The following is a 12387-nucleotide window of genomic DNA, read 5'->3' on the forward strand; positions in this document are numbered from 1 at the left end:
GGAGTCGGTCAATATAAATTAATCGAACGATTAAAGCCTTGCCCCTTTGGCCTAGAAGTCCCCGCCGGTCAGCCGCTGGCAAATCAGATCAAGCTGATCGAGCGACTTGTAACGGATCGTGACCGAACCGCTGCGGGGATCGGCCTCGGACTGGATCGTCACCTTCAAGCCAAGGAATTCCTCAAGATGCGCCTGCACCGCGGCGATATCGGCTGCGTTCGCGGGATCGCGCTCGGCGCGCGCGCGACGCGGCGTCGTTTCGGGACGCGTCGCCCGCTTGGCCAGGCGCTCGGCATCGCGCACCGAAAGCCCCTTGGCGACGATTTCGCGTGCCAAGGGCGCCGGATCGGGCAAGGCCGCCAGAGCGCGGGCGTGGCCCATCGACAGCTCGTCGCGCTCGATCAGATCGAGAACTTCGCCCGGCAATGTCAGCAACCGCATCAGATTGGCAACGTGACTGCGCGACTTGTCCACGAAGGTGGCGATCTCTTGCTGCGTCAGGCCGTCCTGCTCCGACAGACGGTGATAGGCGCGCGCCTCCTCGATCGGATTCAGATCCTCGCGCTGCAGGTTCTCGATGAGCGCAAGGGCGGTGACTTCGCGATCATCTAGCTTGCGCACGATCGCTGGAATTTCGTGGACGCGAGCACGCTGGGCGGCACGCCAGCGCCGTTCACCGGCAACAAGCTGGTAACGCCCCGAGGGCAGCGGGCGGACCACCACCGGCTGGATAACTCCACGCGCGGCGATTGACTGCGCCAGTTCGTTGAGCGCTGCTTCGTCAAAGTGACGACGCGGCTGATCGGGATGCGGCTCGATTTCGGCCACCGGCAACATCGCCAATCCAGAGTCTCGCGAACCCGTGACAAGATTGAGCGACTGATCGTTGGTCGGCACACCCCCCACTGCAGCGGAAGGCGCGTTGCGAACGGATTCCTCGCGCCGCGTCTCACCCAGCAAGGCGCCCAGGCCACGACCGAGCGCAGCCCGACGGACCGGCGCGACTTTCGCTGCCTCTTCGCTCATGCTGCTTTCCTCCGTTCGGGTAGGCGCGCGATCAGTTCGCGCGCCAATTTCATGTAAGCCTGCGATCCGGCGCAAGCATGATCGTAGATCAGCGCAGGCAGGCCATGGCTCGGCGCCTCGGACAAGCGCACATTGCGCGGAATAACCGATTCGAAAACCAGGTCGGCAAGGCAGGAACGCACATCCTCCGCCACCTGATCAGTCAGCCGGTTGCGTCGATCGTACATGGTCAGCACGATGCCGATGATCCCGAGATCGGGATTGAACCGCTCCTGCACGCGTTCGACCGTCTGCAGCAACTGGCTCAAGCCCTCGAGCGCAAAGAACTCGCATTGCAACGGCACCAGCAGAGTGTCGGCCGCCGACAGCGCGTTGAGCGTCAACAGGCCAAGTGAGGGCGGGCAATCGATCAGACAGATGTCGTGGCCGGCATCCGCCGCTTGCAAGGCGGCGCGAAGCCGACCGGTGCGGTTCTCGGCATTTACCAGTTCCACCTCGGCACCAGACAAATCGACTGTCGCTGGAACAAGGTCCAACCCAGGTATCCGCGTGGGGACAGCGCACTCGGGGATGGTCAGTTGATCGATCACCAGATCGTACGACGACGTGGTTCGGTCTGCCGCGTTGAGCCCGATACCGGTTGAGGCATTGCCTTGCGGATCAAGATCGATCAACAGCACCTTCCAGCCGGTTGCCGCAAGCGCGGTGGCAATGTTGATGGCGGTGGTCGTCTTGCCGACCCCGCCCTTCTGGTTGGCAATTGCAATGGTGATCACGCGGATTTGCCTTCCTTGCCGGATGTCCGGGACATGGGTCTGCTCGATCGTGTGGCCTGCATGGCAGCGACTGGCCGAACAGCTACAGGCCGACTGCTGATCGGCCCTCCCAAAAATTGACCTGCGATGATTCCGGCGTCGCGATCGGTGATCGACTGTTCCACGTGGAACAGGTGCCGCCACGTCTCCGGAAGCTCTGACAGTTCATGCCGGGCCTTGGCCCCCTTCGGCAACAACCAAATCGTCTCAGGTGTGGAAAAGCGCGCCGCGATGGTGACGAGCTTCTCGAGTGGAGCAAACGCGCGCGCCGAAATAACCGCGTGGGTTTGTAGCGGCAAATCCTCCACTCTTCCTTGTACGATCGAGACATTCGTCAGGCCGAGATCTTCGACCACACGCGACAGCCACTCCGTGCGCAACCGTCGCGAATCGACAAGTGTGACCGCGCGTTCTGGCTGCAGCGCTGCAATGACCAAGCCCGGGAACCCGGCCCCGGTACCCAGATCAAGCCAGGAACCCTCGCGCAGTGTTCCACGTGAAACAAGCAGCAGTTGCGCGCTATCGACGATGTGGCGTTGCCAGACCACCGCGAGGCTGGCTTGAGCAACCAGATTTTGGACTTGGTTCTCAGCAACCAACAGTTCAACGATGCGTGAAAGCCGGGCCATCGCGCCATCGTCGATCCCGAGAACCTCTCGCAACCAGGCTTGTGCCGCGGCCTCGGTGTCGATCAAGGTCACGCTCATGCAGCCACTCTCCGCCGAGCATGGACCAACAGGCTCGCCAATGCAGCCGGCGTAATTCCGCCGAGCCGGGAAGCCGCTGCGAGCGAATCGGGCTTCGCCCGCTCCAACCGTTCGACCATTTCGCGCGACAATCCGGGCACGTCAGCGAAGGGGAAGTCATCACCCAAAGGTACGCTATCGTTGGCGCGAAGGTGGCGCAGTTCGGCCTCCTGACGGACAAGATAGGGAGCGTAGGCGGCATCCTCCTCGAGTTCCTCCACCAACAGCGGGTCAAAGGTCTCGCCGTCCAACCACGGCCCAAGGTCCGAGAGCTTCACCTCGGGAAAGCGGAGCCATTCGATCAGCGGCCTCCGCGCACCATCGGCGCGAACCGACAATCCGCTGCGGTGGAGTTCGGTCGGCGTTGCCTCTACTGCGAGCGCCGATTCTAGACGCACCCGGGCAGCCTGATGTTCTTCCCACCAGTGGCGCCGCTCCACGCCCACACAACCGAGCGCGAGTGCCGCTGGCGTCAGCCGGGTCGAGGCGTTGTTCGAGCGCAGCCGCAGCCGGTACTCAGCGCGCGCGGTCAGCATGCGATAAGGCTCGCTGACCCCGTGGAGCGTCAAGTCGTCGACCATCACCGCCATATAGCTGTTGGCCCGGTCAAGCGATGGTGCTTCCCGGCCAAGCACCTGCGCAGCGGCATACATCCCCGCCATCAAGCCTTGCGCGGCGGCTTCCTCATACCCGGTTGTCCCGTTGATCTGACCTGCACAGTAGAGACCTGGCAGTACCTTCACCTCGAGACTGCGACGCAAAGCGCGCGGGTCGATGTGATCGTATTCGACGGCGTAACCCGGCACGACGATTTCGACCTGCTCAAGCCCCTCCATCGACCGCATCATCGCCCACTGCACATCGGTCGGAAGCGAGGTTGAAACCCCGTTGGGATAGACAAGCGAGTCGTCCAGACCTTCCGGTTCAAGGAATACCTGGTGTCCGTCGCGATCGCCGAAGCGATGGATCTTGTCCTCGATCGACGGGCAATAACGCGGGCCCGCCGCACCGATCGCGCCGCTGAACAAGGGTGAACGGTCCAATCCGGCGCGTATCACATCGTGCGTCCGATCATTGGTCCTGGTGATCGCGCAAAACACCTGCGGCAAAGCGCGGCCTTTGGTCAATGGCGACATCGTCCAAGGCTCGGCGTCGCTGGGCTGTTCAGCCAATCGGGCCCAATCGATGGTGCGACCATCGAGCCGCGGAGGCGTTCCGGTTTTCAGGCGCGCCATCGGCAAGGCCGCATCCCGCAATTGCGCGGCGAGCCGATGGGCTGAATTCTCGCCGATCCGACCGCCATCGAGCCGCTCTTCGCCGCGGAAGAGGCGGCCACCAAGGAACGTACCAGTGCACAGCACGACCCCTTGAGCGGCCAGCGCGGTTCCATCAGCAAGGTCGATCCCGGTCACCCGGCCATGCTTGATCCGCAACGCCGAAGCTTCACCGGCGACGACGGCGAGGTCGGATTGCCCCGCGATCATGCTTTGTATCGCAGCCTTGAACCGTTTGCGGTCGGCCTGAACACGCGGTCCCTGCACCGCGCTGCCCTTTGACCGATTGAGCATGCGATAATGAATCGCGCCAGCATCGGCTGCGCGCGCGATCAAGCCGTCAAAGGCATCCACTTCACGGACAAGGTGCCCCTTACCCAACCCTCCGATCGCTGGATTGCAGCTCATTGCCCCGATGGTGGCCGGGTCGAACGATACCAGCGCGACTTGCGCACCCATGCGCGCAGCGACGGCCGCCGCCTCGACGCCGGCATGTCCGCCGCCGACCACAATGATATCGAACTCGTGCATGTCAGGCAGGATACCGGATTGCGCGATTCGCGTCAAAGCAAGCCGGACATCGGCAAGTGATGTTTCACGTGGAACATCACTTGCCGATACAGAAGCGGCCAAAAAGCGCGTCGAGCATGTCCTCTGTCCCTGATCGACCGACGAGCGCATCGAGGGCAAACCGCGCAAGCCGCAAGTTCTCGGCGGCCAGCAATGCGTCCGTTTGCGTAGTCGCCTCTGCAAGCGCCCCCGCAACCTCACCAAGACAACGATGTTGACGGCTGTTCAGCGCAGCCTCGCCCGGCAACGGTAAAGCGGAGCGCGCCAAGTCAACAAGGTCGCGCCGCAACTCTGCAAGCCCAATCCCCGTCACCGCAGATAGCTGATGCCGAGGCGTCGCCTTGGCAGTCGCCAATGGTCGGTCAGCCTGGGCTGCTATCTCCCACAACGGGGCACCATTCGGGCCCTCCCCCTCGGGACCGAGCCAAAGCACCAAATCAGCGCGCTCGGCTTCAGCGCGTGCGCGGGCAATGCCAATCAACTCGACAGAACCGGCACCTTCATCGCGCAACCCAGCCGTATCGATGAACGTGAATGGCACCCCTTCGATGGCTACCCCACGGGTGATGACATCACGCGTGGTGCCTGGTTCCGGCGCCGTAATCGCGGCATCCGCTTCCACAAGCGCATTGAACAGCGTCGACTTGCCAGCATTGGGCGGCCCGGCGAGAACAACCCGGAAGCCCTCTTTCAAAGGCTCAGCGCGAGGTCTGCTCAGCCATTGCGCAAGCTCCTCACCCAAGCTGCGGCAACCGCCAACAAAGCCTGCAGGCAGCGAAGACGCGTCGTCGCCAACATCGTCCTCGTCGCTGAAATCGAGTGCGGCCTCAAGCATCGCCGAGAGACCGAGCACTGTTGTCCGCCATTGTTCCACGTGGAACGAGAGCACGCCGCTGGCCATCGCTTGCGCAGTTCGACGCTGCAACTCGGTCTCCGCCGAAAGCAGGTCTGCCAGTCCTTCGGCCTCGGCCAGATCGATCCGACCGTTGATGAACGAACGACGAGTAAACTCCCCGGGTTGAGCTTGCCGCAAGCCAAGATGATGCAGCACATCTTCTACCGCGCGAACCACGGCGCGACCGCCGTGAAGATGCAGCTCGGCGCAGTCCTCACCCGTTGCGGTCCTGGGTCCGGGCAACCACAGCACCAATGTTCGATCAAGTTCCGATCCGTCGCGCGGATCTGTCAGCGTGGCCAGACTGGCATGCCGCGGTCGCGGCAAACGATGTGCCAACGCTTGCAACGTTCGGCTTGCGTCAGGTCCGGATATCCTGATCACGGCAATTCCGGCAGGCGGCGATCCCGAGCTGAGAGCGAAGATGGTTTCAGGCATGACCGGTGCCTAGCGCGAATCACGCAACCGACCAACGCCGTCCGCCGGTCCTCAGCTCTTTTCGGTCGAGTCTTTCTTTGCTGCAGCTCCGGCCTTGAACCCGGCCATGGCCGCCCCGGTTCCCTGTTCGACAAACTGCTGGAACAGCTTCAGGCCCATCTCACCGACCGGGGCCAGTTGCTTGGCGTAACCGTTCAACTGTTCAAGCGAGCTGACCCCTTGCATCGCCTTGGCCACGGCATCGACATAAACGTCGTTAGCCTTGGTTACATCCGGCAGCCCGAGAAAGCGCCGTGCTTCCTCGGGCGAGCATTCGATTTCGATATTCATCTTCATCGGGTCGTCCCCTCCACCGCGCATCTGTTGTACAGACGAAGCCTGCCCAACCGCGTTGCGACAAAACTGTCATGCATGCTTGGCAAAGTCTACTCATGTGGCCAATCTGCCATTCGACCAACGACCTACGTCATAAGGACAGACTGCCATGGGTGAGAAAACGACAATCGCAGCTTTCGGCGCGACCGGCGAAATTCCCGTCTACATCGCCACGCCCGCTGAGCAGGCCACCGCCGCTATCATCGTGGTTCCCGAAATCTTCGGCGTGAACGAGGGCATTCGACGCAAGGTCGATGCATGGGCCGCGCTGGGCTATGTCGCGATCGCACCGGATATCTTCTGGCGCTTTGCACCCGGCGTCGAACTTGATCCCGACGTCCCTGCGCAGTTGCAGCAAGCGTTCGGCTATTTCCAGCAGTACGACATCGACCTGGGAGTGCAGGACATTGAAGCGACCATTCGATATCTGCGACAAGAACAGGGTCTTGAGAAAGTCGGTCTGGTCGGGTTCTGTCTTGGCGGTCGATTGGCCTATCTGGCTGCGACGCGTACCGACATCGACGCCGCTGTCGGTTACTACGGCGTGATGATCGATCAGGCGCTGGATGAGGCAAAGGCAATCGCCAAGCCGCTGGCGCTCCATATCCCGACTGCCGACCATTTCGTGGATGCCGCAGCACAAGCCGCGATCCACGCGGGGCTGGATGACCACGCCAAGGTCACCTTGTGGGATTATGAAGGGCTCGATCACGGATTTGCCGCCGAGATCGGCGAACGTCGCGATGAGGCTGGTGCGCAACTTGCCGACGAACGCACCCGTTCTTTCTTTGCAGAACACTTGGCGTAATACCGCGCTGCGTAGCGCTCTAAAGCCCTTCGCCGCTGCCGTAGCTGTCGATCGCCTGGAAAATCCGGGCGATCGCGGCGCGGTCTTCCTCGGCAATCTCCGGGCGCCAGACCTCGAAAAGCAGCACCACCCGCTCCTCGCCGCCCGCATTGCGCGCCTCGTGCTCCATCGAATCATCGAATATCAACGGCTTGCCGGTTTCCCATGTCCGTGTCTCGCTGCCGACCCGCAAAGTGCAGTCGGGCGCGGTGCGGATCGGGACATGGCAAATCAACCGAGTATTGAGCATGCCATGGTGTGGCGCAATATGCGTGCCGGGCTTGAGCCGTGACCACAGTGCGGTTGGAGCCCGACCCGGAATGCGCGGCATCGGGGCGATTGCAAGCGCAGCCATCGTCGCCGGGCAACGCGCAGCCGCAGCCGCAACCTCGGCCCCATCCTTCCAGAAATAATGCGCGCCCCAACGTGGGTCTTGATAGAGCGGATTGTTCGGAACGGGCCGGTCGGTCGATCCGGTAACATAGGGCACGAACGACTCGCTGCCTTCGTCAGCCTGCACCGCCGCGAGTTCGGCCTGCATCGCAGGCAGCAGCTCAAGCATCGGTTGCAACCAGGGGAATTCCTCAACTTCGAAGAACCGACGCTGCGGCAAACCGGGAAAGTAGAACACCGAAGGGCGTTGCAGATCGATTTGGCGCTGGCCGGTCAACAGATCGATCGCCTCAGCCATGCGTGGTGACACCTTGCCTTCGACTTGCGCCAGCAAATGGTCCGCAAAGCGTAAGTCGGCGGTTTGAAGGAAGGCCTCCGCTTGCTGCGCCAAAGTCGCAAGGCTGCCGGGTATGCCGCTGACCGCACCTTGACTGAGCGCCGTGCGATAGAAACTGGACGCGGCGCGATCATCCCCACCTTGTTCGCGCAGATAACCCTTTAGCAAGAGGGCGCCGACGTCGCGAAAGGCCAGTTGCAATTGCTGGTCGATCGCAGCTTCAGCAGCACCCCGATTGCCCAGCGCCAGTTCCGCCTGAGCAAGCGCGGGCCAGAGCATCTTTGCAGCATCGACTTGCTTTGCCGCCGCGCGCAGCAGTTCAGCCGCACGGGGCATGTCGCGCGCACGCAAAGCGGAAAGGCCGGCGGACAGAAGGTCGGATGAGCTCACCATCCAGCGATAGCGCGAAGTTGTGCAGGATCAATGGCACAACGCATCGGCTTGCGGCATGATGGTGCGAGCAACAACACGACATGCCAACAACAACACAAGGGAGAACAACCCCATGCAACTCGGACTCGCCGCATGGCATCGCTACATGGTCGGTCACGACCTCGGCCTGCTTGAAGAACTGATCGCGCCCGACGCGGTGTTCCATTCACCAGTGGTCCACACCCCGCAGGCGGGCCGCGAAAAAGTGCTGATGTACCTCACCGCAGCGGGCAAGGTGTTTGGCAACGACACTTTCCGCTATGTGCGCGAGGTGATCGACGGGCCCGAAGTTGTGCTGGAGTTCACCGCCGAAATGGATGGCATCAAGGTCAACGGCATCGACATGATCCGTTTCGACCTCGAAGGCCGGATTGTAGACTTCAAGGTGATGGTCCGCCCGCTGAAAGCCATCAACAAAGTCTGGGAAATGATGGCTGTGCAACTTGAAAATACCTGACGGAATTTGCGCCTATTGATCTGAAAAGTATACGAAAAACCCCGGGAACTGTAGTTCCCGGGGCGTTGCGATGCGGTACTGGCTGAACCGGTGTTACTGGTTCATCGTGCCGAAAAAGTCTTCGTTGGTCTTGGAATCCTTGATCTTGTCGAGCAGGAACTCCATCGCGTCGATCGTACCCATTTGCATGAGGATACGGCGCAGCACCCACATCTTTGACAGTTGATCCTTGGGTACCAGCAGTTCTTCCTTGCGGGTGCCGCTCTTGCCCACGTCGAGCGCCGGGAAGATGCGCTTGTCGGCAACCTTGCGGTCGAGCACGATTTCGCTGTTGCCGGTGCCCTTGAACTCTTCGAAGATCACTTCGTCCATGCGGCTGCCGGTGTCGATCAGCGCGGTGGCGATGATCGAGAGCGAGCCGCCCTCCTCGATGTTGCGCGCAGCACCGAAGAAGCGCTTTGGACGCTGCAAGGCATTGGCATCGACACCGCCGGTCAGCACTTTGCCCGAACTGGGCACGACGGTGTTGTAGGCACGGCCAAGGCGCGTGATCGAATCGAGCAGGATGACGACGTCGCGCTTGTGTTCGACCAGTCGCTTGGCCTTTTCGATGACCATTTCGGCCACCTGGACGTGACGGCTGGCAGGTTCGTCGAAGGTCGAGGAGATGACCTCGCCCTTCACGCTGCGCTGCATGTCGGTCACTTCCTCGGGCCGCTCATCGACCAGCAGGACGATGAGGAAGACTTCGGGATGGTTGTCGGTGATGGCTTTGGCCATGTTCTGCAACAACACGGTCTTGCCGGTACGTGGTGGCGCGACGATCAACGCGCGCTGACCCTTGCCTTGCGGGCTGACCAGATCGATCACCCGGGCCGACTTGTCCTTGACCGTGGGATCGAGCGTGTCGAGCCGCAAGCGCTGGTTCGGATAGAGCGGGGTCAGGTTGTCGAAGTTGACGCGATGGCGCACTGCATCGGGTTCATCGAAGTTGACCTTGATGAGACGCGTGATGGCAAAATAGCGCTCGCCATCCTTGGGAGCGCGCACTTCGCCTTCGACCGTGTCACCGGTGCGCAGGCCCCATTTGCGGACCTGATTTGGCGACACATAGATGTCGTCCGGCCCTGCAAGGTAATTCGCTTCGGGGCTGCGCAGGAAGCCAAAACCGTCGGGCAGCACTTCGATCGTGCCGATGCCGAGGATTTCCTCACCATCTTCGGCCATTTCCTTGAGAATGGCGAACATCAGATCCTGGCGGCGCAAGGTGCTGGCACCTTCTACGCCCAGCTCTTCGGCCATGCCGACGAGTTCGGCAGGAGTCTTTTTCTTCAGTTCCTTGAGATGCATGGCAAGAACAATTCCGTCGCTGCAAGGGCGCCTGACCGGTTGGTCGGCGGACATCCGGGTGGTCGAAGGGCTTGGAGAAAGCAGACCATGCGGGCAAAGCCGAAACGGCAGAGCGCAAAACCGGAGATGGCGGACGCATAAACGCCCGCTTGTGCAGCGTCAATCATGGATCATACGCAAGATCGATCAGAAAGGCTTGATCACCACCAGTATGACGATCAATGCCGCTGTGACGCCGGGCACTTCGTTGAGCAGGCGCAATTGCTTGCCAGACAGGCGCGCCTGTCCCTTCGCCAGCCCTTGCGCATAGCTGGCCAGCCACACGTGATAACCGCTCAAGAGCACCACCAGTGCCAGCTTGGCATGGAGCCAGCCACCTTGGGTCAGCCAGCTTCCGGCGATCGTCAACGACAGCCCCAGTACCCACACCACCACCAATGATGGCCACAGGATGATCTTGAGCAACTTGCCTTCACGATCGACCCAGCGTTCGTGTTCTGCGCCGTTGAGCCCGCCTTCCTGATGGTAGACGAAATAGCGCGGCAGCATGAACAGGCCCGCCATCCAGAAGATCACGAAGATGACGTGACCAGCCTTGAGCCAGAGGTAGATCATCGCAAGCACCTGTACCATGAGGAATAGATAGGACAGGATATGCGCTGCCGGAAGGGGTCTCGCTTGGCAAGTGCGCGCATGGGTCAATCGGTCGGGCGAGGTATGCGTTTGCCTTTGCGTCGGCTGGTCAGATGAAATGCATGACAGCGGTCGCAACGATAGCTGCGCAAGCTTTCGTCAAAGCCTTGAGCCGCTTGTTCGGCAGCCTCGACAGTGGCGAAACGGCGCTTGCGCATGCAGATCGAAAGACGGGTTCGCACGTTCAGTCGCTTTGATTCAGGCTCAGGCTCATCGCGCAATGCTTGCGCCGGATCGACCCCACAAACCAGCCTTTTGCGCGACGTTTCGACCACTCGCCAAGCCGTCACTTATCGCTTAAGCGCGTGACCGGGCATGAACCGATTGCGTCATCTTGTCACCGGACGTCGGAACTGGACCGCGCTGATCCTTGCGCTGGTGCTGGCGATGCGTGTGATCATGCCGCAAGGTGTGATGGCCGCACCGGACATGACACCCGGTCATACCGGACAACTGGTCGTTCTGCTGTGCGATGGATCAGGTCCGGTCGAGCGTCACCTGGTGCCGCTGGGCGGAAAGCATGGCCAGGATGAAGCCGCTTCGCCATGCGCCTTCGCCGCATTGGCCGATCATGCCGACAATGCCGACACGACCACCGCATTTACCGCAAGGCCATCGGCAAAGGCGCTGCCAACAGGCTTAGCCCTGCCCACGTTGGCAGTGCGCGATGCGGATCATCACCGCCCGCCGTCGCAAGGACCGCCACTTTCACGCTGACACCTTCTCAGCCTGTCAAAGTCGAATTCTTGCCGAACGGATTGAATCATCATGCGTCTTATCAAGACGGCAGCGCTGTGTGCTGCCATCACCCCGGCTCTTGCCGCAACCCCTGCCCTTGCCTGCGCTTCATGCGGTTGCACCTTCACCTCGGACTGGTTGGCACAAGGACTGGTTACCCAGCCCGGCCAGGCGCTGACCATCCGCTATGACTATGTGCCGCAGGCAGTGCTGCAGACCGACACTCATCGCGTCGATACCGCAGCAATCGAACTGCCGCCCGAGCGCGAGATCGAGCGCCGTACCGACAACCACTACCTGACCGTCAGCTATGACCGCCAGTTCGCCAACGACTGGGGAATCAGCGTGGCGGTGCCGGTACTGTGGCGTCCACACCGCACGATCGGTGAGGATACAACCGAGGAAACCCGTTCGAACACGCACGGGATCGGCGATATCCGCCTAAGCGCGCGCTGGCAGGGATTGTCGACGCCCAAAGGGGTCACCGGCCTGCAGTTCGGGCTGATCCTGCCGACCGGTGGATTCCACCAGACCTTCACCTCAGGCCCCGGTGCGGGCGAGGTCGTCGATCGCGGCTTGCAGCCCGGCAGCGGTACCACGCAAGCCGTGCTGGGCGCCTATCACTATCGCCGCCTTGGCAGCGAAGTCGCACTCGTTGCGCAGGCTCAAGTCCAGTTTGCACTCAATTCGCGCGAGGATTTCCGGCCGGGCACTGTCATCGAAGGATCGACGGCGGTGCAGTGGCTGGGCCTTGGCAAAGGCACGATCGTTCCGCAAATTCAGATCAACGGTCGCGTTTCAGTGCGCGATCGTGGCGACAATTCGGATCGGGAAAACAGCGGCGGTGAGCAGATCTATGTGGCGCCGGGGTTCACGGCCAAGCTCAACAGCGCGCTGTCGGCCTTCGCCAATGTCCAAGTTCCGCTGTACATGCGCGTCAACGGCTATCAGTTGACGCCGCGTGTGGTGCTTTCGACCGGGCTCCACGCGCGCTTCTGATC

Annotated in this window: 14 protein-coding genes; 4 read left to right on the plus strand and 10 right to left on the minus strand. The window is 61.6% G+C overall.

Features of this window, described 5'->3' with window-relative positions; translation table 11 throughout:
• Positions 1 to 51 precede the first annotated feature (51 nt).
• From LDN95_RS03495 to LDN95_RS03520, 6 genes are all read right to left on the minus strand, one after another.
• Positions 52 to 1026: a ParB/RepB/Spo0J family partition protein gene (locus tag LDN95_RS03495; RefSeq protein WP_226016229.1), complete on the minus strand. Its 975-nt coding sequence runs from the start codon at positions 1024 to 1026 to the stop codon at positions 52 to 54.
• Positions 1023 to 1802 carry an AAA family ATPase gene (locus tag LDN95_RS03500; protein ID WP_226016230.1) on the minus strand — a complete coding sequence of 260 codons (780 nt, stop codon included), beginning with the start codon at positions 1800 to 1802 and terminating at the stop codon, positions 1023 to 1025. The genes LDN95_RS03495 and LDN95_RS03500 overlap by 4 nt, the downstream gene beginning before the upstream one ends.
• Positions 1799 to 2548: a 16S rRNA (guanine(527)-N(7))-methyltransferase RsmG gene (gene rsmG / locus LDN95_RS03505; RefSeq protein ID WP_226016231.1), complete on the minus strand. Its 750-nt coding sequence runs from the start codon at positions 2546 to 2548 to the stop codon at positions 1799 to 1801. Before rsmG ends, LDN95_RS03500 begins: the two co-directional genes overlap by 4 nt.
• Positions 2545 to 4392 carry a tRNA uridine-5-carboxymethylaminomethyl(34) synthesis enzyme MnmG gene (mnmG, locus tag LDN95_RS03510; protein ID WP_370631639.1) on the minus strand — a complete coding sequence of 616 codons (1848 nt, stop codon included), beginning with the start codon at positions 4390 to 4392 and terminating at the stop codon, positions 2545 to 2547. The genes rsmG and mnmG overlap by 4 nt, the downstream gene beginning before the upstream one ends.
• Before the next feature lie 76 nt (positions 4393 to 4468).
• A complete protein-coding gene (mnmE, locus tag LDN95_RS03515) occupies positions 4469 to 5764 on the minus strand; it encodes a tRNA uridine-5-carboxymethylaminomethyl(34) synthesis GTPase MnmE (protein ID WP_226016232.1) in 1296 nt (431 codons plus the stop codon).
• A 51-nt stretch (positions 5765 to 5815) separates the two neighbouring features.
• Entirely contained in the window at positions 5816 to 6100 is a 285-nt protein-coding gene (locus LDN95_RS03520; protein ID WP_226016233.1) for a DUF6489 family protein, read from the minus strand.
• Positions 6101 to 6248: 148 nt separating this feature from the next.
• Between LDN95_RS03520 and LDN95_RS03525 the strand changes: the two genes are divergently transcribed.
• Positions 6249 to 6947: a dienelactone hydrolase family protein gene (locus tag LDN95_RS03525; RefSeq protein ID WP_226016234.1), complete on the plus strand. Its 699-nt coding sequence runs from the start codon at positions 6249 to 6251 to the stop codon at positions 6945 to 6947.
• 19 nt (positions 6948 to 6966) lie between these two features.
• Here LDN95_RS03525 and LDN95_RS03530 read toward each other — a convergent pair whose 3' ends face one another.
• Positions 6967 to 8052, minus strand: coding sequence for an aspartyl/asparaginyl beta-hydroxylase domain-containing protein (locus tag LDN95_RS03530; RefSeq protein WP_226016235.1), 1086 nt, complete (start codon positions 8050 to 8052; stop codon positions 6967 to 6969).
• Positions 8053 to 8221: 169 nt separating this feature from the next.
• Here LDN95_RS03530 and LDN95_RS03535 point away from each other — a divergent pair, with 169 nt between their 5' ends.
• Positions 8222 to 8605, plus strand: coding sequence for a nuclear transport factor 2 family protein (locus tag LDN95_RS03535; protein WP_226016236.1), 384 nt, complete (start codon positions 8222 to 8224; stop codon positions 8603 to 8605).
• Positions 8606 to 8698: 93 nt separating this feature from the next.
• On the opposite strand, the gene rho is transcribed toward LDN95_RS03535, so the two are convergent.
• The 3 genes from rho to LDN95_RS03550 form a co-directional block, all read right to left on the minus strand.
• The gene (gene rho / locus LDN95_RS03540) at positions 8699 to 9955 is read right to left on the minus strand and encodes a transcription termination factor Rho (protein WP_226016237.1); all 1257 of its coding nucleotides are present in this window, start codon (positions 9953 to 9955) and stop codon (positions 8699 to 8701) included.
• 186 nt (positions 9956 to 10141) lie between these two features.
• On the minus strand, positions 10142 to 10588 hold the full coding sequence (locus LDN95_RS03545) for a CopD family protein (RefSeq protein ID WP_226016238.1): 447 nt from the start codon (positions 10586 to 10588) through the stop codon (positions 10142 to 10144).
• A gap of 65 nt (positions 10589 to 10653) precedes the next feature.
• Entirely contained in the window at positions 10654 to 10923 is a 270-nt protein-coding gene (locus tag LDN95_RS03550; RefSeq protein WP_226016309.1) for a hypothetical protein, read from the minus strand.
• Positions 10924 to 10963: 40 nt separating this feature from the next.
• Here LDN95_RS03550 and LDN95_RS03555 point away from each other — a divergent pair, with 40 nt between their 5' ends.
• Complete coding sequence (locus LDN95_RS03555) at positions 10964 to 11365, plus strand: hypothetical protein (protein WP_226016239.1); 402 nt, start codon at positions 10964 to 10966, stop codon at positions 11363 to 11365.
• Between the two features lie 51 nt (positions 11366 to 11416).
• Complete coding sequence (locus LDN95_RS03560) at positions 11417 to 12385, plus strand: transporter (protein WP_226016240.1); 969 nt, start codon at positions 11417 to 11419, stop codon at positions 12383 to 12385.
• Positions 12386 to 12387: the final 2 nt, after the last annotated feature.

The sequence above is a fragment of the Novosphingobium sp. FKTRR1 genome (assembly GCF_020404405.1).
Lineage (GTDB): Bacteria > Pseudomonadota > Alphaproteobacteria > Sphingomonadales > Sphingomonadaceae > Novosphingobium.